This is a genomic window from Streptomyces radiopugnans, from assembly GCF_900110735.1.
GTDB classification, from domain to species: Bacteria; Actinomycetota; Actinomycetes; order Streptomycetales; family Streptomycetaceae; genus Streptomyces; species Streptomyces radiopugnans.
Window position 1 is genome coordinate 152000 of sequence record NZ_FOET01000010.1, and the last position, 19117, is coordinate 171116.

Below are 19117 nucleotides of genomic sequence, written 5' to 3' on the forward strand. Positions count from 1 at the left end.
GTGCGGCACCCGCACGTCACTATGGGTGTCATGCCCAGTACAGGGCGCTGCGCAACGCGCGTCAACGGGACTCCGGCGTCCCCCTAGGCTGGCTGTACGGGCAGGCGACGGCGACTGCCCCCGAGTGCGGAGAACCAGGTGCAGTATCACGATTCGATGATCGAGCTTGTCGGCAACACCCCGCTGGTCAAGCTGAACAACGTGGCGGCGGGGATCCGGGCCACCGTTCTGGCCAAGGTCGAGTACTTCAACCCGGGCGGCTCGGTGAAGGACCGGATCGCGGTCCGGATGATCGAGGCCGCCGAACGCTCCGGCGAGCTGAAGCCGGGCGGCGTCATCGTCGAGCCCACCTCCGGCAACACCGGGGTGGGGCTGGCGATCGTGGCCCAGCAGAAGGGCTACCGCTGCATCTTCGTCTGCCCGGACAAGGTGTCCACGGACAAGATCAACACACTGCGAGCGTACGGCGCCGAGGTCGTGGTCTGCCCCACCGCGGTCGACCCCGAGCACCCCGACTCCTACTACAACGTCTCCGACCGGCTGGTGCGCGAGACGCCGGGCGCGTGGAAGCCGGACCAGTACAGCAATCCGAACAACCCGCTCTCCCACTACGAGACCACCGGTCCCGAGCTGTGGGAGCAGACGGACGGCAGGATCACCCACTTCGTGGCCGGCATCGGCACCGGCGGCACCATCAGCGGCATCGGCCGCTACCTCAAGGAGGTCTCCGGCGGGAAGGTGCGGATCGTCGGCGCCGACCCGGAGGGCTCGGTGTACTCCGGCGGCTCGGGGCGCCCCTATCTGGTGGAGGGCGTCGGCGAGGACTTCTGGCCCAGCGCCTACGACCCCGAGGTGACGGACGAGATCGTCGCCGTCTCCGACAAGGACTCCTTCCGGATGACGCGGCGGCTGGCCCGCGAGGAGGGCCTGCTGGTCGGCGGCTCCTGCGGCATGGCCGTGGTCGCGGCGCTGCGCGTGGCCGAGCGCCTCGGGGAGGACGACACGGTCGTCGTCCTGCTGCCGGACGGCGGGCGCGGCTACCTCTCGAAGATCTTCAACGACGAGTGGATGGCGGACTACGGCTTCCTGGAGGAGGGCGAGCCCACCCAGGCCCGCGTCGGCGACGTACTGCGCCGCAAGGAGGGCGGGCTGCCCTCGCTGGTCCACATGCACCCCGAGGAGACGGTCGGCGAGGCCGTCGAGGTGCTGCGCGAGTACGGCGTCTCGCAGATGCCCGTGGTCAAGCCCGGCGCCGGGCACCCGGACGTGATGGCGGCCGAGGTCGTCGGCTCGATCGTCGAACGCGACCTGCTGGACGCGCTGTTCACCGGACGCGCGAAGCTGGAGGACCCGCTGGAGGCCCACATGAGCGCACCGCTGCCGCAGGTCGGCTCGGGCGAGCCGGTCGCCGACCTGATGGCGGTGCTGGAGGGGGCCGACGCGGCGATCGTGCTGGTGGAGGGCAAGCCGACCGGGGTGGTCAGCCGCCAGGACCTGCTGGCCTTCCTCACCCGGAGCAGCGCGGCCGGAAGCGGCGGGACGGAGTAGGTACCAGGCCGTCACGGCCCGGAAAAACGCGCTTAACACCCGTCGGGCACTGTGGTGTCCAACGGCGCGGAGGACCACGGAGCGGCTCCCGGACTCCTCCCGGCGCCCGGGACGCGGGCCCGACCCGGCCACGCGTCCTCGCGGGGACCGCCGTCGTCCCGCCCCTGGTGTCCGCACCGGGGTGCGGCGGTCCCCGCGCGACTCCTCCGCGCGACTCCTCCGCGCGACTCCTCCGCGCGACTCCTCCGCGCGGGCCCCGCGCGCAGGGCACGCGAGCCCTCGGCGCAGCCCTCTCGCGCGGCGGGCGTGCGCGCCCGTCTCGCGGGCCGGTCCGGTCCCGCCCCACCGTCCCCGGCCCGGCCCGGGCTCTCCGCATGTGCGCGTCCCGGCGGGCCGGGCCGATACTGGCCGATACTGAATAGGCTTATGCGGAGCAGGAAGGTCCTGAAGAGGGCCGGCGGGGCGGAGGGGCAGGTGGGCACGGTGAGCGGTGCGGGCGCGCGGCTGCTGAGGATGTTCGAGGGGCACCGGCTGACCCCCACCCAGCGGCGGATCGCCCACTGCATGGTGCGGCGCGCGGACGACGCACCGTTCCTGTCCAGCGTGGAGCTGGCGGAGCTGGCCGGTGTCAGCCAGCCGTCGGTGACCCGCTTCGCCGTGGCACTGGGCTTCGACGGCTATCCGGCGCTGCGCAGACATCTGCGCGAAGCCCTACCCGTGCCCTCGGAGGGCGGTGCTTCCGGTGCGGGAGCGGGCGGGGCGGACGGCGGCGGCATGGCGGGCAACGCGTACCAGCAGGCCGTGCACGCCGAGATCGAGAACCTGCGGCAGCTGGCCGCGCAACTGGCCGACCCCGCCCCCGTCGCCGAGGCCGGGAGCCTGCTGGCCGCCTCCCGCCCGCTGCCCGTCCTGGGGCTGCGGGCCGCCGCCGCGCAGGCCCGCGGCTTCGCGTACTTCGCCGCCAAGGTGCACCCGGACGTACGGTTGCTGGACGAGGGCGGCTCGATGCTGGACGACCGCCTCGACGCCGCGGTGCGGGCCGGGGCGAGCGCGCTGCTGTGCTTCGCGCTGCCGCGCCACCCGCGCGAGACGGTGGCGGCGCTGGAGCGCGCCCGGGAGGCCGGGCTGCGGATCGTCACCGTCGCCGACAGCGTCTTCGCGCCCGTCGCCCGCCCGGGCGACCTGCTGCTGCCCGCCGCCGTCGGGACCGCGCTGTCCTTCGACACCGCCTGCTCGCCCATGATGCTGGGACGGGTGCTGCTGGAGGCGATGTGCGACGAACTGCCCGACGCGCAGGCCCGGCTGGAGGACTTCGACGCGCGCGCCGCCCGACGGGGGCTGTTCGCAGACTGACCGGCGCGGCCGGGCGCCGTACGCCGGATGCCGGACGGGATCCGGGCGGGCGCCGGGCGGGATCAGCCGTTCTCTCAGGCGAATCTCATCATCCCTCAGTACGCTTTCGCACCGAGCGAGCCGTCACGCGGTGACACGGTGGCGGCACACGGCCGAACGGAGACCGTACCGAAGGGAACGAGGAGGGCTGCCGTGGGACGGGGAGCGTACGCGCTGGCGAGGGTCGCGGTGTACACGCGGACGGCGGGCACCGCACTGTGGTGGACCGGAGTGGCGGCCGCGGGCGCCGGCCTGGCCGTACCGGGACTGACCGGGCGGCGCATCGGGATCCTGGGCGGGGCCGCGCTCCTCCTCGTGGCGGCCGTGGCGGCCTTCCTGGCGCGCCGCCGCCGCTGCGCCGGACTGATCAAGGCGTCGACCGCGGCGGGCAAGTGGGTGGTGCTCCACGACCGCGCGGTGACCGTGCGCGCCTGGCTGCGCAGGCGCCGCTGGTGGCTGGCCGCCGCCTTCCTGTCCGCCGTGGCCTCGTCCCTGGCCGCCCCGGCCGCCGGCGGCATGCTGCTGGCCGGGGCCGGCGCGGGCCTGTGGGCCAAGGCGGTGTGGCTGGGCCGCTGGGAGCGGCGCAACGAGAAGCTGCTGTGGGTGCGCCCGGAGTGGGCGGACGGGCGCAGCCCGTCCCGCAAGGACGTGCGCGGCTGGATGACCACCGGCCCGCTGGCCGGGGACGCCGCGCCGGGCGGCGCCCGCCGCCGGTCCCCGGCGCCGGGCGCGGCCCGGGAGCGCCGCCCCCGGGCGCGGGTCACGGCCGCGGCGCGGTGAGCGCGTCGCGCTGAGCCCCGCCGGACGCGGCGACGAGCTCGTCGAGCGTCTGGGGCGGACGTACGGTCGCGAAGCACACGCCGTCGCTGCCGCCGCCGTCCGCCCCGTCCGCCGCGGCGCTCGCGGCGTCCCCGAGGGTGAAGCCGTACACGCCCGGCCTGGGCAGGCTGTTGTAGTCGAACGGGGTGGAGAAGTAGTACGCCCCCGTGTCCAGCAGCGCCACCAGGTCGCCGGACGCCAGTTCCGGCAGTTCCCGGCCGCGCGCCACGAGGTCGCCGGCGAAGCAGCAGGGCCCGGCGATGTCCTGCACCACGGGCGCGCCCCGCTTGGGCCGGCCCAGCCCGTCGTAGGCGGCGACCCGCAGCGGCCACGCCTCGGGTGCGAAGACCGTCCGCACGGCGACCTGGGCGCCCGCGTGGGTGACCGCTATCGCGCGGCCCCCGGAGCTCTTGGCGTACTCCACCCGGGCCAGCACCAGCCCGGACTTGGCCAGCACCGACCGTCCGAACTCGGTGACCAGCCCGTAGCGCCCGTCGAACAGACCGGGGACGGTGTCGCGCAGCAGCCGGGCGTACTCGGCGAAGGTCGGGGAGACCTCCTCGGAGTCGAAGTTGACCGGGAGGCCGCCGCCGATGTCGAGCGTGTCGATCCGCCGTTCCCCGGCGGCCCGGTTGATCTCCTCGGCCAGTTCGTAGGTGGCGGCCACGCCCGCGGCCATCTTCTCCAGCGGCATGCCCTGGGAGCCGACGTGGCAGTGCAGCCGGGTGATCCAGGGGCGCTCCGCGCAGGCGCGTACGACGAACTCGCGCGCCCCCTCGTCCTGGAGGGCGAACCCGAACTTCGAGGTGGCCGTCGCGGTGCTCATCGCGCCGATGCTGCCGCCGCCGAGCTGCGGGTTGACGCGCAGGCCGACAGGCGAGGCGGACCGGCCGCCGGGGAGGGAGGGCAGGGCGCCGGGGGCCATCAGGGCGTCCAGGCGCTCCAGCTCCTGGCGGTTGTCCGCGTTGAGCGCGACGCCCAGCTCCAGGGCCTCGCGCAGTTCGCCGGCGGTCTTGGCGGGGGAGTCCAGGACGATGCGCTCCGGTCCGACCCCGGCTGCCCGGGCCAGGGCCAGCTCGCCGGGGCTGGCGACCTCGCAGCCCAGCCCGCAGTCGGCGAGCAGCCGCAGCACGGGGACCAGGGAGGAGGCCTTCACCGCGAAGGAGTGCAGCACGGGCTGTCCGGGGGCGGTCACCTCGTCGAAGGCGGCGTGCAGGGCCGCGGCCGTCTCCCGTACGGACGCCACGTCCAGCAGGGCCGCGACCGGGTGCTCGTCGGAGAGCAGCCCGCGGGCGACGGCCGCCCGTACGGCGGCGTCGCGGCGGGCCACGGCCGCGGCGGCCCGCGGGCTCGCGGAGGTCCCGGAGGCGCCTGGGACTTCGGGGGACTCCGAGGCCCTGGGGGACTCCGGCGGAACGGCGGCATGGTGCGTGTAAGCCATGCACACAAGACAAACACGGCCGGAGCAGGCGGACGACACCACCCGTTGACTAGTTCTATTCAGCGAATAGAGTTGATGTAGTAACCAATTCAATTCCGGAGGCAGGGGACCATGGCAGACCTCTCAGAGCCCTCAGGGCCGCGAACCGTACGGGCCCCGCGCGGCTCCGGGCTGACCGCCCGGGGCTGGCAGCAGGAGGCCGCCCTGCGGATGCTGCGGAACAACCTCGACCCCGAGGTCGCCGAGCATCCCGAGAAGCTCGTCGTCTACGGCGGCACCGGCAAGGCCGCCCGCGACTGGCGCTCCTTCGACGCCATGGTCCGCACCCTCACCACCCTGGGACCGGACGAGACGATGCTCGTCCAGTCGGGCCGCCCGGTCGGCGTGCTGACCACCCACGAGTGGGCGCCGCGCGTGCTGATCGCCAACTCCAACCTGGTGGGCGACTGGGCCAACTGGGAGGAGTTCCGCCGCCTGGAGGCGCTCGGGCTCACCATGTACGGCCAGATGACGGCCGGCTCGTGGATCTACATCGGCACCCAGGGCATCCTCCAGGGCACCTACGAGACCTTCGCCGCCGTCGCCGCCAAGCGCTTCGGCGGCTCGCTGGCCGGGACGATCACCCTCACCGCCGGACTCGGCGGCATGGGCGGCGCCCAGCCGCTGGCGGTCACCATGAACGGCGGCGTCGTCATCTGCGTCGACTGCGACCCGCGGGCCATCGAGCGCCGCATCGGGCACCGCTACCTCGACGTGCGCGCCGAATCCCTCGACCACGCCCTGCGGCTCGCCACCGAGGCCCGCGACGCCCGGCGCCCGCTGTCGATCGGGGTGCTGGGCAACGCCGCCGACGCGGTGCCGCGCCTGCTGGCCATGGGCGCGCCGGTCGACATCGTCACCGACCAGACCTCCGCCCACGATCCGCTGGCCTACCTGCCGCTGGGTGTCGACTTCGCGGACATGGCCTCCTACGCCGCCGAGAAGCCCGCCGACTTCACCGCGCGGGCACGGGAGTCGATGGCCCGCCACGTGGAGGCGATGGTCGGCTTCCAGGACGCCGGCGCCGAGGTCTTCGACTACGGCAACTCCATCCGCGGAGAAGCGCAACTTGCCGGATACGACAGGGCGTTCGCCTTCCCCGGCTTCGTACCCGCCTACATCCGGCCGCTGTTCTGCGAGGGCAGGGGCCCCTTCCGCTGGGCCGCGCTCTCGGGCGACCCCGCGGACATCGCCGCCACCGACCGCGCCGTACTCGACCTCTTCCCCGAGAACGAGTCCCTGGCCCGCTGGATCCGGATGGCCGGGGAGCGGGTGCACTTCCAGGGCCTGCCCGCCCGCATCTGCTGGCTCGGCTACGGGGAGCGCGACCGGGCCGGGGAGCGCTTCAACGACATGGTGGCCTCCGGCGAGATCTCCGCCCCCCTGGCCATCGGCCGCGACCACCTGGACTGCGGCTCGGTGGCCTCGCCGTACCGCGAGACCGAGGCCATGCTCGACGGCTCCGACGCCATCGCCGACTGGCCGCTGCTCAACGCCATGGTCAACGTGGCGTCCGGCGCCTCCTGGGTCTCCATCCACCACGGCGGCGGCGTCGGGATGGGGCGCTCGATCCACGCCGGGCAGGTCACCGTCGCCGACGGCACGCCGCTGGCCGGGGAGAAGATCCGCCGGGTGCTCACCAACGACCCGGGCACGGGCGTCATCCGCCATGTGGACGCCGGGTACGAGCGCGCGGAGGAGGTCGCCGCGGAGCGCGGGGTGCGCGTCCCGATGCGCGAGGGCGGCGAGGACGGCGCGGGCGGCGGCGAACCCGGCGGCGGATCCGGGAGCGCCCGGTGAGGCCGGGCGCCTCCTTCCACGAGATGTGGCGGGAGCTGCTGCCCGTCGGACGGTCGGCGGCCACCGGCGGCTACCGGCGCCACGCCTGGACCGGCGCGGACGCCGAGTGCCGGGCGTGGTTCCGCGAGCAGGCCGAGGCACGCGGACTGGCGTACGAGACGGACCGCAACGGCAACCAGTGGGCCTGGCTGGAAGGCTCCGACGGGACTGCCAGGGCTGCCGGGGACGCCGTGGTGACCGGCTCGCACCTGGACTCCGTGCCCGACGGCGGCGCCTTCGACGGGCCGCTGGGCGTGGTGTCGGCCTTCGCCGCCCTCGACGAGCTGCACGGCAGGGGTGTACGCCCGGCCCGGCCGCTGGCGGTGGTCAACTTCGCCGACGAGGAGGGCGCCCGCTTCGGCCTCGCCTGCGTCGGCTCCCGGCTGGCCGCCGGACAGCTCACCGCCGAGCAGGCCCGGGAGCTGCGCGACGACTCCGGCGTCTCGCTGCCGCAGGCCATGGAGCGCGCCGGGCACGACCCCGACGCCATCGGGCCCGACCCCGAACGGCTCGCCCGTATCGGCGCGTTCGTCGAGCTCCACATCGAGCAGGGCCGCAACCTCGCCGCGGAGGGGGCCCTCGCCGCGGACGGCGCGGACGGCGCGCCCGCCGGCGGGCGCGCGGTGGGCGTCGCCTCCGCGATCTGGCCGCACGGCCGCTGGCGGTTCGACTTCCACGGCGAGGCCAACCACGCCGGGACCACCCGTCTGGAGGACCGCCGCGACCCGATGCTCACCTACGCCAACACCGTTCTGGCCGCCCGGAAGAAGGCCCGGCTGGCCGGGGCGCTGGCCACCTTCGGCAAGGTCGCCGTCGAGCCGAACGGCGTCAACGCCATCGCCTCCCTGGTGCGTGGCTGGCTGGACTCCCGCGCGCCCGACGAGGAGACCCTGGCCGCCGTCGTCGCCGAGATCGAGCGCTCGGCCGCCGAGCGCGGCGTGCGCGACGGGGTGCGGGTGGCCGTCACCCGGGAGTCCGCCACGCCCGTGGTGGAGTTCGCCCACGGACTGCGCGACCGCATCGCGGCCCGGCTCGGCGGCGCGCCGGTGCTGCCCACCGGCGCGGGGCACGACGCGGGCATCCTCTCCGCCGAGATCCCCACTGCCATGCTCTTCGTGCGCAACCCCACCGGCGTATCGCACTCGCCCGCGGAGTCGGCCGAGGAGGACGACTGCGTCGCCGGGGTGCGGGCACTGGCCGACGTGCTGGAGGACCTGGCGTGCCCGTGACCCCCCGCTCCCCGGCCCCCGGCCCGTCGGCCCCCGAGCCACCGGCCATCTGTTCACCGTCCCCCGGGTCCGCGTACTGGGCCGAGTACGCCTGGATCGGCGGCACCGTCGAGCCCGGCACGGTGATCGAGACGGCCGGCGGCCGGATCACCGCCGTACGCACCGGGGTGCCCGCCCCGCCGCCCGGCACCGAGCCGCTGCGCGGCCTGACCGTCCCCGGCCTGGCCAACGCGCACTCCCACGCCTTCCACCGAGCCCTGCGCGGCACCGTGCAGATCGGCTCCGGCACGTTCTGGACGTGGCGGCAGGTGATGTACTCCGTCGCCGACCGCCTCACCCCCGAGAGCTACTTCGCCCTGGCCCGGGCCGTCTACGCCGAGATGGCGCTGGCCGGCATCACGGCCGTCGGCGAGTTCCACTACCTGCACCACGCCCCCGGCGGCACCCCCTACGAGGACCCCAACGCCATGGGGCACGCCCTGATGGCGGCCGCCGGCGAAGCCGGCGTCCGCATCACCCTCCTCGACACCTGCTACCTGGCCTCCGGCCTCCTCTCCGCCCGCCGGGGCGGCGCCCCGGACCGCCACCAGCTCCGCTTCGGCGACGGCAGCGCCGCCGCCTGGGCCGAGCGGGCCGCGGCCCTGCGGCCGCCGGGCGACCACGCCCGCGTGGGCGCCGCGATCCACTCGGTGCGCGCCGTGCCCGCCGCCGAACTGGGCGCCGTCGCCGACTGGGCCCGGGAACGGGACGCTCCCCTGCACGTCCACCTCTCCGAGCAGCCCGCCGAGAACGACGCCTGCCTGGCCGTCCACGGCCGCACCCCCACCCGGCTGCTGGCCGACCACGGCGTGCTCGGCCCCCGCACCACCGCCGTCCACGCCACCCACCTCACCGACGCCGACATCGCCCTCCTGGGCGACTCCGGCACCCGGGTGTGCATGTGCCCCACCACCGAACGCGATCTCGCCGACGGCATCGGCCCGGCCGCCGCCCTGATGCGGGCGGGCTCGCCGCTGTGCCTGGGCAGCGACAGCCACGCCGTGATCGACCTGCTGGAGGAGGCCCGCGCCATGGAACTGGACGAGCGGCTGCGCACCCGCGCCCGCGGCCACTGGACGGCGTCCCAACTGCTGCGCTCCGCAACGGAGTTCGGTCAGGCGGCGATCGGCTGGCCGGAGGCGGGACGGCTGGAGGCAGGCCGGCTCGCCGACTTCGCCACCGTAGCCCTGGACACGGTGCGCACCGCCGGGCCGCCGCCCCGGCTGGGGGCGGAGACGGCCGTGTTCGCCGCCACCGCGGCGGACGTACGCCACACGGTCGTCGGTGGTCGCCATGTGGTGCGCGACGGGGTACACCGGAGCGTGCCGGACGTCCCCGCGGCCCTGGCGGAAGCCATCCAGCAAGGAGCAGCCCGCTGATGAGCACCCCGACCACCCCCCTCGACACCACCACCAGCACCCTCGTCACCCGCATCGCCGCCCTGGTCACCAACGACCACCACTCCTCCGAAGCCGCCGAGGACACCCCGCTCGGCCTTATCCGGGACGCGGCCGTCGTCATCGAGGGCGACCGCATCGCCTGGGTCGGTGCGGAAAGTGAGGCACCCGCCACCGACAGTCGCGTCGACGCGGGCGGCCGGGCGATGATCCCCGGCTTCGTCGACTCCCACTCCCATCTGCTCTTCGGCGGCGACCGCACCGAGGAGTTCGGCGCGCGCATGTCCGGCCGCCCCTACTCCGCCGGCGGCATCCGCACCACCGTCGAGGCCACCCGCCGGACCACCGACGAGCAGCTCGCCGCGAACCTGGCCCGCCACGTCCGGGAGGCGCTGCGGCAGGGCACCACCACCCTGGAGACCAAGTCCGGCTACGGCCTCACCACCGAGGACGAGGCGCGCGCCCTGCGCATCGCCGACGACCACGTGGACGAGGTCACCTACCTCGGCGCCCATGTGGTGCCCCCGGAGTACGCCGGTGACCCGGACGGCTACGTGGACCTCGTCACCGGCCCCATGCTGGCCGCCTGCGCCCGCTACGCCCGCTGGGTGGACGTCTTCTGCGAGCGGGGTGCCTTCGACGGCGACCAGGCCCGCGCCGTCCTCACCGCCGGGATCGCCCACGGCCTGGTCCCGCGCGTCCACGCGGGCCAGCTCGGACCCGGGCCCGGCGTGCGGCTCGCCGTGGAGCTGGACGCCGCCTCCGCCGACCACTGCACCCACCTCACGGACGCCGATGTGGACGCCCTCGCCGGCAGCCGCACGGTCGCCACGCTGCTGCCCGGCTGCGAGTTCTCCACCCGCTCGCCCTACCCCGACGCCCGGCGCCTGCTGGACGCCGGCGTCACCGTCGCGCTGTCCACCGACTGCAACCCGGGATCGTCGTACACCAGCTCCATGCCCTTCTGCGTCGCGGTCGCCGTCCGTGAGATGGGCATGACGCCCGACGAGGCGGTCTGGTCCGCGACCGCGGGCGGCGCCGCGGCCCTGCGCCGCATCGACATCGGCCGGATCACCCCCGGCGCCCGCGCCGATCTGGTGCTCCTGGACGCGCCCTCGCACGTCCACCTGGCCTACCGGCCCGGCGTACCGCTGGTCGCGGCGGTCTGGCAGCGCGGTACGCGCGTGCTGTGAGCGGGCGGTCCGCGCCGTCGGCGGGCCCGCACGCCGAGGGGCCCGTACGGGGATGTGATCCCCGTACGGGGCCCCGGAGGTCCCTCGAAGGTCAAGGGCGGGTCAAAGACCGAAAGAGTGATTCCTGTCGCCCATAAGGGTGATGGAACGGGGCACCCGTCAGGTCGGACGGGAGTGGCTCACTCCTCGACCAGCAGCCCCTTGCGGAGCCTGCCCAGCGTCCGCGAGAGCAGCCGGGACACGTGCATCTGGGAGATGCCCAGTTCCTCGCCGATCTCGGACTGGGTCATGTTCGCCACGAAGCGGAGGGAGAGGATTCTGCGATCACGCGGCGAGAGTTCGGCGATCAGCGGCTTGAGGGACTCCACGTACTCGATTCCCTCCAGCCCGTGGTCCTCGTAGCCGATGCGGTCGGCGAGCGCGCCCTCGGTCTCGTCCTCGTCGGGCTGGGCGTCGAGGGAGCTGGCGGTGTACGCGTTGCTCGCGGCCATGCCCTCGACCACCTCCTCCCGGCTCAGACCCAGACGGTCGGCCAGTTCGCCGACGGTCGGGGAGCGGTCGAGCTGCTGGGCGAGCTCGTCACCGGCCTTGGCCAGGTCCAGACGGAGTTCCTGGAGACGCCTGGGAACGCGGACGGACCAGGACGTGTCGCGGAAGAAGCGCTTGATCTCGCCCACGATCGTCGGCATGGCGAAGGTCGGGAACTCGACTCCGCGGCCGATCTCGAACCGGTCGATCGCCTTGATCAGGCCGATGGTGCCGACCTGGACGATGTCCTCCATCGGCTCGCTGCGGGAACGGAACCGGGCGGCGGCGAACTTCACCAGCGCGAGGTTCAGCTCGACCAGGGTGTTGCGGACGTACGCGTACTCGTGCGTGCCCTCCCGCAGCGTCTCCAGACGCTCGAAGAGGGTCTTGGAAAGGGCTCGCGCGTCCAGCGGCCCCACCTCGTCGTACGGCGGGATGTCGGGCAGGCCGAGCAGACCGGACAGGCTCTCCGCCTGCTCCGGGCCGACCTCCGGGAACCCGCTCCCGAACTGCTCGGGCGGGACGACCGACGACGTGATGGGCGATCCGTCGAGCCGGGGTGACATGGTGCCTCCATCGTTATCGGCATATGGCTGCCGAAGCCGTTCCTGCACTACGGGGTGCGGCGCCTCCAAGCCGACGTGTTTTAGTGGTCCCTCCTACGCCTACCTGCTCCCGAGGGAGGATGGCAAGTGCTGGTTGCCCGAATATGCCCCAATGTGCTGGTTGCGCGGCTACCGGTTGCGGCTGTAAGGGCGTAGGGTTCGAACGTCCATCTCCGGACGGCAGTGATCGGTTACTGGGAATGTTGAAGGGGTGTACATGGACCGCGGGGTGCCCGGCAGCACCAGCCACCGGGGTCGACTGACGGTCGACGTACAGCGCCACGGCGCGAGCCTGGTGGTGACGCCTGACGGCGAACTCGACCACCACACCGCCGATCTGCTGCGAGAACCGCTGGAGCGCTCGCTGGAGGACGGCGAGAAGCTGCTCGTCGTGGACTGCTCGAAGCTGGAGTTCTGCGACTCCACCGGGCTCAACGTCCTCCTGGGCGCCAGGCTGAAGGCCGAGGCGGCCGGAGGCGGGATCCATCTGGCCGGAATGCGCCCGGTCGTCGCGAGGGTGTTCGAGATCACAGGGGCCGACGGCGTGTTCGCCCTGCACGAGAGCCTGGCCGACGCACTGAAGGAGACCGCGCAGTCCTGATGGCGCGGCTCCGGCGGTTCGGTCCCGGTGGCGCGGTCCCCGGCGTGTGGGCGGGCCGACCGTGCCGACCGCCCGCGTACCGGCCCGTGACCAGAGTGTTACGCCGGAGCGCGATTCCGTCCCGACAGATGGGTGTTCTCCCGCCCCCGCAGGGCAGGAGACTCCCTGAAATCCCTCCGAAACAGTTGTTCGCAGACCAGGCGAAGACCGACGAACTGGTCAACCGGTGAGGTGAAGCACTGATGAGCACCACCCGGCCGCAACCGGCGGGCGACCGCGGCCCGGAGCCGGAGGGCACCGCCGCGACCGCAGCCGCACCGGTCGGTCAGGTGCGCGAGATGCGCCAGGTACGACGGCTGCGGCTCATGGGGGCGAGCGGTGCGGTCCCCCGTGCTCGTGACTTCACCCGTCAGGCGCTTCACGACTGGGGTTGGCTGCCCGCGGCCGGCCCCGAGCAGCGCGCCGCCGCCGAAGACGCCCTGCTCGTGGTCTCCGAGCTGGTGACGAACGCCTGCCTGCACGCCGACGGGCCCGAAGAGGTGCGCATAGGCTGCGGCCCCAAACTGCTGAGGATCGAGGTGGCCGACCGCGGCGCCGGCCTCCCCTCGCCCCGTACCCCGCACCGCCCCGGGCGGCCCGGCGGGCACGGCATGTTCATCGTCCAGCGGCTCTGCCTGGACTGGGGCGTGGTGCGCCATCCGGACGGTACGGCCGGGAAGACGGTCTGGGCCGAACTGGCCGGGCCGGACGCGGACTGAGGGTCCGGCCGTCCCCACCCGCCGGCCTCTCCGGAAGTACGATCCCCACCGCCGGGTCCCGCTCGGGACTCGGCGCACTCGTGTCCGGGCACGCCCGGCGGAGTGCGGACCGCGAACGACCAGGGGTGGGGCACATGGACGGGACGGCGGCTGCCGTACGGAGACGGATCGGCCTGCCGGCCGCGGCGCTCGCGCTGGTGCTGGCGGCGACGGCCTGCGGCGGTGACGGCGGTGGCGGGGGCGGCTCCCGGGAAGCCGGCGGAGCAGGACCCTCCCCGTCCTCCGCGGCGGAGGAGGCGGACGGGTCCGCCGCGAGTGAGGCAGGGCGCGAACGCCTGGAGGCCGCCGCCTTCGAGGCGGGCGGCACGGCGGCCTCCTACCAGGTCTCCCCGGACACGGAGGAGCCGTTGTGGGACCTGATGGAGTACCGCGCCGACCGTGCCGAGTGCCAGCCGCTGGTCAGCCTGGCCGCGGGGGCCGTCGACGACGATCCCGTGGCCGAGGTGCACCGGGATGTGGAGCTGGACGACCTCGGCGAGGGCCCCACGGGCCGGAGCGTCGCGGTGCAGCTGCGCTCCTACGGGCCGGGCGGGGCGGCCAGGGTGCTCTCGGCGCTGCGGAGGGCGGGCACCGAGTGCGCCGGCGGCTTCACGGAGGAGCGGGTGCTGGCGAAGGCCGTCTACCGCTCCGTCGAGCCGGTCGGTGCGCCCGAGGTGGGCGACGAGGCCGTGGCGTACCGGCTGCGGATCGGCGATGTGAAGGACGAGGAGCTGGTCCTGACCGAGTATCTGACGGTGGTCCGCTCGGGCTCGACCACGCTCTCCTTCCGTCTGGAGGCGCTCTCCCTCGACGACCCGGGCCCGGTGCCGGACGACCTGGTGCTGGCCCAGTGGAAGGCGTTCGAGGAGGCCGGGGCCTGACCCCGCCCCGGCCCGATCCGCGCGCAGAGCCGGCGAGCCGGGTCCCGGTCCTGCCACAGGACCGGGACCCGGCTCGCTCCGTACGGTGCGCCGGGCTCCGGGAGCGTTACCTCACGCCGCCCATCAGTGCCCGGATCCGCTTGCCCGCCGTCATGAAGGCGAAGCCCGCGGCCACGGCGACCAGACCCCACATGGTGTAGTACGCCGCGTCGCCCATCGGCTCGTTGAGCTGGGTCGCCCAGCCGTTGAGGGCGTTGCCGGTGGCGGTGGCGAGGAACCACAGGCCCATGATCTGGCCGACGAACTGCTTCGGGGCCAGCTTCGTCGACAGCGACAGGCCCACCGGGGACAGGCACAGCTCGCCGAGGGTCTGCAGCAGGTAGACGCTCAGCAGCCAGAAGACGGTGACCTTGCCGGTCTCGCTGTTCGCCGCGGCGGCGCCCGCCAGGCCCATCAGGCCGAAGGAACCGCCGATGAGGAGCATCGCCAGGGCGAACTTCATCGGGGCGCTGGGCTCGCTGTCGCGCTTGGCCAGCCACACCCACAGGGTCGCGAAGGCCGGCGCCAGGATGATGATCATGACCGGGTTGACCGACTGGAACCAGGAGGCCGGGAACTCCCAGCCGCCGATCATGCGGTCGGTGTCGTTGTTCGCGAAGATCGTCAGCAGCGAACCGGACTGGTCGTAGATCATCCAGAACAGCACGGCGGTGACGAAGAACCACACGAACGCCTTGACGCGCGGGCGGTCCTGCTCGGTCAGCTCCGGGTTCCGGTACATCGAGGCGAAGTACAGGACGGGGACGACGACGCCGAGGACGGCCAGGAAGTTGACGATGTGCTCGATGTCGTACGTGCCCAGCGCCAGGTCCACCAGCAGCGCCGCGACGGCCAGACCGGTCCACAGCGCGACCTTGCGCAGCACCGAGCGCTTCTCCTCGGGAGTGGCCGGGGTGCCGGGGTGGCGGCCCACGTCGCCGAGGTGGCGGCCGCCCAGGACGTACTGGACCACGGCCAGCGTCATGCCGACGCCGGCGACGGCGAAGCCCAGGTGCCAGTCGACGTTCTCGCCGAGGTAGCCGACCACCAGCGGCGCGAACATGGCGCCGATGTTGATCGACATGTAGAAGATCGTGAATCCGGCGTCGCGGCGGGCGCTGGACTGGCCCTCGTAGAGGCCGCCGACCATCGCGGAGATGTTCGGCTTGAGCAGGCCGGTGCCGACCGCGATCAGGCCGAGTCCGACGAAGAACGCCACGTCGGACGGGATCGCCAGCGTGTAGTGGCCCAGCGCGATGACGATGCCGCCGACCAGGACCGCCTTGCGGGCGCCCCACAGGCGGTCGGCGACCCAGCCGCCGGGCATGGCGGCCATGTAGACGACGGCGTTGTAGACGCCGTAGATCGCCGCGGCGAGGGCCTCACGGCCCGCGAGGGGGCCTTCGAGTACGCCCGCGATCAGGTAGAGGACGAGGATGGCGCGCATTCCGTACCAGGAGAAGCGCTCCCACATCTCCGTCATGAAGAGTGTGGCCAGACCGCGGGGGTGGCCGAAGAAGGTCTTGCCGGTGGTACCGGCGGAGTCCTTCGTCAGGCTGGACGCCATGGTGGTGGTTCCTTGCTCGGTCAGGACGCGCGCGATGTGGTGCGCACGCGCCCGGGGCGGGTGGTCGGCTCCGGCTTCGCGCCCCCGTGCGCGCGTGCCCGTTCCCGGCCGACGGTTCCTGCGGCGCCGCCGCGCGTCCGGACCCTGCGGGTCGCGGACGGGCCGGCTTCCGGGACGGCCCCTGCGTACGGGTGTGTACGGGAGCTCCTCGACGGCGGGCCCCGGCGCCTGACCGCGCCGGAGGCAGCCGGTCCCGGACGGCGCCTCGGTCAGGGTACGCCACCGTCCACCGCGCACCCCGCGACCGGCGGGCGGCGAGAGGCGCATGTCACACGCCCTTCCGGGAACCGGACGGGCACCGCCCGGTTCCCCGCGGGCCTGCGGGGGCCGCCGCCGCGAGGTCTACCATCGGGCCATGACCCGAGTACTGCTCGCCGAGGATGACGCCTCCATCTCGGAGCCGCTGGCCCGAGCCCTGCGCCGCGAAGGGTACGAGGTCGAGGTGCGCGAGGACGGCCCCGGCGCGCTCGACGCAGGCCAGCACGGCGACATCGACCTGGTCGTGCTCGACCTCGGTCTGCCCGGCATGGACGGACTGGAGGTCTGCCGCCGGCTGCGCAACGAGGGGCACACCTTCCCCGTCCTGGTGCTGACCGCGCGCGCCGACGAGGTGGACACCGTCGTCGGCCTGGACGCCGGCGCCGACGACTACGTCACCAAGCCGTTCCGGCTGGCCGAGCTGCTCGCCCGGGTGCGGGCCCTGCTGCGGCGGGGCGCCGTCGAGCCCGCGCAGCCCGCCGCCACCCACGGTGTGCGCATCGACGTCGAGTCGCACCGGGCGTGGATGGGGGACGAGGAGCTCCAGCTCACGGCGAAGGAGTTCGACCTGCTGCGGGTGCTGGTGCGCGACGCCGGCCGCGTCGTCACCCGCGACCAGCTGATGCGGGAGGTCTGGGACACCACCTGGTGGTCGTCGACGAAGACCCTCGACATGCACATCTCCTGGCTGCGCAAGAAGCTCGGCGACGACGCGGCCAACCCCCGCTACATCGCCACGGTGCGCGGCGTCGGCTTCCGCTTCGAGAAGGACTGACGGCCGCCGGGTCCCGCAAGGGTCCGCACCGGCCCGCCGGAGAGCACCGCGGGCCCCCGAAGACCCCGAGAAGACACCCGAGAACCCCCGAAGACCGCAAGACCGCCGAAGACCACCGCAAGACCCCGAAGGGCCGGCGCCGCCATGCGCAGACGTCTGATCAACTCCACGCTGGCCGTGGTCCTCGTCGTGATCGCGGTCTTCGGGGTCTCCCTGGTGATCGTCGAGACCCGCACCATCGAGGAGAGCGCCCACGAGAGCGTCCGCTCCGACGCCGCGCGGCTGGTCTCGGTCGTCGAGAGCCGCCTGGTCGCCGAGGAGAGCGTGACCGCCGCCTCCATGCGCTCCCAGGTCCCCCAGGACCGCCACGTCCGCATCGAGCTGCCCGGGCAGCCCCCCATCGAGCTGGGCGAGCGCCCCGGCGAGGGGGCCATCGAGGGCCGGGCCGCCGAGCCGGGCGGCGTCACCGTCACCGTCAGGCAGGACGACGACCGGGTCCGCGAGGAGGTGGGCCGGACCCTGCTGATCATCCTGGCGGTGGCGCTGCTGGCGGTGATAGCGGCGGTGCTGCTGGCCGTACAGCAGGCCCGCCGCGTCGCGGCCCCCCTCACCGACCTCGCCGAGACCGCCGAGCGCCTCGGCTCCGGCGATCCCCGCCCGCGCCACCGGCGCTACGGCGTCCCCGAGCTGGACCGGGTGGCGGACGTGCTGGACGCCAGCGCCGAGCGGATCGCCAGGATGCTCACCGCCGAGCGGCGGCTGGCCGCGGACGCCTCCCACCAGCTCCGCACCCCCCTGACCGCGCTGTCCATGCGGCTGGAGGAGATCGTCGCGGCGGCCGACGCCATCGAGGCCGCCGCCAACGGCACCGCCGACACCATCGGCACCACTGGCAACAGGGACACCGGAAGCACCGCCGGGACCACCGGGACCGCCGGGACCACCGGGACAGCCGCCACCGACAGGGCGGCCGCCTCCACCATCCGGGAGGAGGCGCTGGTCGGACTCGCACAGGTGGAGCGGCTGACCGACGTGGTGCAGCGGCTGCTGACGAACTCGCGCGACCCCCGCTCGGGCTCCGCCGTGGGCTTCGACCTGGACGAGGTGGTCAAGCAGCAGATCGAGGAGTGGCGCCCGGCGTACCGCAAGGCGGGCCGGGCCATCGTCCGCTCCGGCCGCCAGGGACTGCGGGCGGTGGGCACACCGGGGGCGGTGGCCCAGGTGCTGGCCACGCTCATCGAGAACGCGCTGATGCACGGTGGCGGCGCGGTCGCGCTGCGTACCCGGATCGCCGGGAACCAGGTGGTGGTCGAGGTGACGGACGAGGGGCCGGGCGTCGATCCGGAGCTGGGGGCGCGGGTGTTCGAGCGCACGGTCAGCGGGCGCAACTCCACGGGCCTGGGGCTGGCCGTCGCCCGCGACCTGGCGGAGGCCGACGGGGGACGCCTGGAGCTACTTCAGCAGCGCCCGCCGGTCTTCGCTCTCTTCCTCAGCCGCGAGGCCGACGATCCGCCGGCGGGGAATTGAAGCGGCCCGCGCACCGGATTCCCCGCGCGCCCGCGAAGCCCCGCGGAAGACCCAGGTGCGGTACGCCCAGAAGCGGAAGACCGTGGCGATGCCGAGGCCGACGAAGTTCTTGGCGACGTTGTCGGCCAGCGGCGAGGTGAGGCCCAGGCCGTAGTGCGAGATGGCCAGCGCACCGTTCTCGATCACCAGGCCGACGCCGCTGAACAGCATGAACAGGCCGGCCTCGCGGTGCATCCGGCTCTTGTCGGTGTGCCGGTAGGTCCAGTAGCGGTTGCCCAGGTAGTTGGTCCCGATGGCGACCGCGGTCGCCATCACTCCCGAGCGCACCGGCGCCAGGCCCAGGCCGTGGATGCAGAGGTTGAAGACGGCCACGTTGACGAGGAAGCCGAAGGCCCCCACCGTGCCGAACTTGGCCAGCTCGCGCCGTAGCCGCAGCAGCCTGGAGCGCAGTGCGCGCCGTTCACCCATAGTGACCCACTCGCCCCGTTCTCTCGGCTCTCGCGCGGCCCCGCGGGGCCCGCCGTCGCGTCCTGGTCCGCCATG

General features: G+C 73.8%; 16 protein-coding genes. 12 read left to right on the top strand and 4 right to left on the bottom strand.

Features of this window, described 5'->3' with window-relative positions; genetic code table 11:
- The first annotated feature begins 138 nt into the window (after positions 1 to 138).
- The 3 genes from BMY40_RS18480 (at position 139) to BMY40_RS18490 (ending at position 3720) form a co-directional block, all read left to right on the top strand.
- Entirely contained in the window at positions 139 to 1548 is a 1410-nt protein-coding gene (locus BMY40_RS18480) for a cystathionine beta-synthase (protein ID WP_093660956.1), read from the top strand.
- A gap of 426 nt (positions 1549 to 1974) precedes the next feature.
- On the top strand, positions 1975 to 2901 hold the full coding sequence (locus BMY40_RS18485) for a MurR/RpiR family transcriptional regulator (protein WP_093660958.1): 927 nt from the start codon (positions 1975 to 1977) through the stop codon (positions 2899 to 2901).
- Between the two features lie 192 nt (positions 2902 to 3093).
- Positions 3094 to 3720 (top strand): hypothetical protein, encoded by a 627-nt coding sequence (locus tag BMY40_RS18490; protein WP_093660960.1) that lies wholly within the window; start codon positions 3094 to 3096, stop codon positions 3718 to 3720.
- Here BMY40_RS18490 and BMY40_RS18495 read toward each other — a convergent pair.
- The gene (locus tag BMY40_RS18495) at positions 3701 to 5200 is read right to left on the bottom strand and encodes a type III PLP-dependent enzyme domain-containing protein (RefSeq protein ID WP_093660962.1); all 1500 of its coding nucleotides are present in this window, start codon (positions 5198 to 5200) and stop codon (positions 3701 to 3703) included. The two genes, BMY40_RS18490 and BMY40_RS18495, sit on opposite strands and share 20 nt — an antisense overlap.
- Before the next feature lie 111 nt (positions 5201 to 5311).
- Here BMY40_RS18495 and hutU point away from each other — a divergent pair, with 111 nt between their 5' ends.
- From hutU to hutI, 4 genes are read left to right on the top strand one after another with little or no spacing between them, the layout of a single operon-like run.
- Entirely contained in the window at positions 5312 to 7039 is a 1728-nt protein-coding gene (gene hutU, locus BMY40_RS18500; protein ID WP_093660964.1) for a urocanate hydratase, read from the top strand.
- A gap of 23 nt (positions 7040 to 7062) precedes the next feature.
- Positions 7063 to 8307, top strand: coding sequence for an allantoate amidohydrolase (locus BMY40_RS18505; RefSeq protein WP_093661087.1), 1245 nt, complete (start codon positions 7063 to 7065; stop codon positions 8305 to 8307).
- Positions 8308 to 8354: 47 nt separating this feature from the next.
- Positions 8355 to 9725: a formimidoylglutamate deiminase gene (locus BMY40_RS18510; protein WP_093661088.1), complete on the top strand. Its 1371-nt coding sequence runs from the start codon at positions 8355 to 8357 to the stop codon at positions 9723 to 9725.
- Positions 9725 to 10936, top strand: coding sequence for an imidazolonepropionase (gene hutI, locus BMY40_RS18515; RefSeq protein WP_093660966.1), 1212 nt, complete (start codon positions 9725 to 9727; stop codon positions 10934 to 10936). The genes BMY40_RS18510 and hutI overlap by 1 nt, the downstream gene beginning before the upstream one ends.
- 179 nt (positions 10937 to 11115) lie before the next feature.
- On the opposite strand, the gene BMY40_RS18520 is transcribed toward hutI, so the two are convergent.
- Entirely contained in the window at positions 11116 to 12030 is a 915-nt protein-coding gene (locus tag BMY40_RS18520; RefSeq protein ID WP_093660968.1) for an RNA polymerase sigma factor SigF, read from the bottom strand.
- Positions 12031 to 12286: 256 nt separating this feature from the next.
- On the opposite strand from BMY40_RS18520, the gene BMY40_RS18525 reads away from it, so the two are divergent.
- The 3 genes from BMY40_RS18525 to BMY40_RS18535 all read left to right on the top strand — a co-directional run bounded on the left by BMY40_RS18525 (position 12287) and on the right by BMY40_RS18535 (position 14348).
- On the top strand, positions 12287 to 12670 hold the full coding sequence (locus BMY40_RS18525; protein WP_093661090.1) for an STAS domain-containing protein: 384 nt from the start codon (positions 12287 to 12289) through the stop codon (positions 12668 to 12670).
- 242 nt (positions 12671 to 12912) lie between these two features.
- Positions 12913 to 13428 carry an ATP-binding protein gene (locus tag BMY40_RS18530; RefSeq protein ID WP_093660970.1) on the top strand — a complete coding sequence of 172 codons (516 nt, stop codon included), beginning with the start codon at positions 12913 to 12915 and terminating at the stop codon, positions 13426 to 13428.
- A 134-nt stretch (positions 13429 to 13562) separates the two neighbouring features.
- Complete coding sequence (locus BMY40_RS18535) at positions 13563 to 14348, top strand: hypothetical protein (RefSeq protein ID WP_093660972.1); 786 nt, start codon at positions 13563 to 13565, stop codon at positions 14346 to 14348.
- Between the two features lie 106 nt (positions 14349 to 14454).
- On the opposite strand, the gene BMY40_RS18540 is transcribed toward BMY40_RS18535, so the two are convergent.
- Complete coding sequence (locus BMY40_RS18540) at positions 14455 to 15954, bottom strand: peptide MFS transporter (RefSeq protein WP_093660974.1); 1500 nt, start codon at positions 15952 to 15954, stop codon at positions 14455 to 14457.
- A gap of 415 nt (positions 15955 to 16369) precedes the next feature.
- On the opposite strand from BMY40_RS18540, the gene BMY40_RS18545 reads away from it, so the two are divergent.
- Together BMY40_RS18545 and BMY40_RS18550 are read left to right on the top strand one after the other, a co-directional pair.
- Positions 16370 to 17047 carry a response regulator transcription factor gene (locus BMY40_RS18545; protein WP_093660976.1) on the top strand — a complete coding sequence of 226 codons (678 nt, stop codon included), beginning with the start codon at positions 16370 to 16372 and terminating at the stop codon, positions 17045 to 17047.
- Between the two features lie 144 nt (positions 17048 to 17191).
- Positions 17192 to 18574: an ATP-binding protein gene (locus tag BMY40_RS18550; RefSeq protein ID WP_093660978.1), complete on the top strand. Its 1383-nt coding sequence runs from the start codon at positions 17192 to 17194 to the stop codon at positions 18572 to 18574.
- Here BMY40_RS18550 and BMY40_RS18555 read toward each other — a convergent pair.
- Positions 18500 to 19042 (bottom strand): GtrA family protein, encoded by a 543-nt coding sequence (locus tag BMY40_RS18555; RefSeq protein ID WP_093660980.1) that lies wholly within the window; start codon positions 19040 to 19042, stop codon positions 18500 to 18502. The two genes, BMY40_RS18550 and BMY40_RS18555, sit on opposite strands and share 75 nt — an antisense overlap.
- Positions 19043 to 19117: the final 75 nt, after the last annotated feature.

What these genes read in the sequence shown, in the direction of transcription:
- BMY40_RS18485 (WP_093660958.1), top strand. Translation starts at nt 1,975, where the DNA reads ATGCGGAGCAGGAAGGTCCTGAAGAGGGCCGGCGGGGCGGAGGGGCAG.
- BMY40_RS18495 (WP_093660962.1), bottom strand. Translation starts at nt 5,200, where the DNA reads ATGGCTTACACGCACCATGCCGCCGTTCCGCCGGAGTCCCCCAGGGCC.
- hutU (WP_093660964.1), top strand. Translation starts at nt 5,312, where the DNA reads ATGGCAGACCTCTCAGAGCCCTCAGGGCCGCGAACCGTACGGGCCCCG.
- BMY40_RS18505 (WP_093661087.1), top strand. Translation starts at nt 7,063, where the DNA reads ATGTGGCGGGAGCTGCTGCCCGTCGGACGGTCGGCGGCCACCGGCGGC.
- hutI (WP_093660966.1), top strand. Translation starts at nt 9,725, where the DNA reads ATGAGCACCCCGACCACCCCCCTCGACACCACCACCAGCACCCTCGTC.
- BMY40_RS18520 (WP_093660968.1), bottom strand. Translation starts at nt 12,030, where the DNA reads ATGTCACCCCGGCTCGACGGATCGCCCATCACGTCGTCGGTCGTCCCG.
- BMY40_RS18525 (WP_093661090.1), top strand. Translation starts at nt 12,287, where the DNA reads ATGGACCGCGGGGTGCCCGGCAGCACCAGCCACCGGGGTCGACTGACG.
- BMY40_RS18530 (WP_093660970.1), top strand. Translation starts at nt 12,913, where the DNA reads ATGAGCACCACCCGGCCGCAACCGGCGGGCGACCGCGGCCCGGAGCCG.
- BMY40_RS18535 (WP_093660972.1), top strand. Translation starts at nt 13,563, where the DNA reads ATGGACGGGACGGCGGCTGCCGTACGGAGACGGATCGGCCTGCCGGCC.
- BMY40_RS18540 (WP_093660974.1), bottom strand. Translation starts at nt 15,954, where the DNA reads ATGGCGTCCAGCCTGACGAAGGACTCCGCCGGTACCACCGGCAAGACC.
- BMY40_RS18545 (WP_093660976.1), top strand. Translation starts at nt 16,370, where the DNA reads ATGACCCGAGTACTGCTCGCCGAGGATGACGCCTCCATCTCGGAGCCG.
- BMY40_RS18550 (WP_093660978.1), top strand. Translation starts at nt 17,192, where the DNA reads ATGCGCAGACGTCTGATCAACTCCACGCTGGCCGTGGTCCTCGTCGTG.
- BMY40_RS18555 (WP_093660980.1), bottom strand. Translation starts at nt 19,042, where the DNA reads ATGGGTGAACGGCGCGCACTGCGCTCCAGGCTGCTGCGGCTACGGCGC.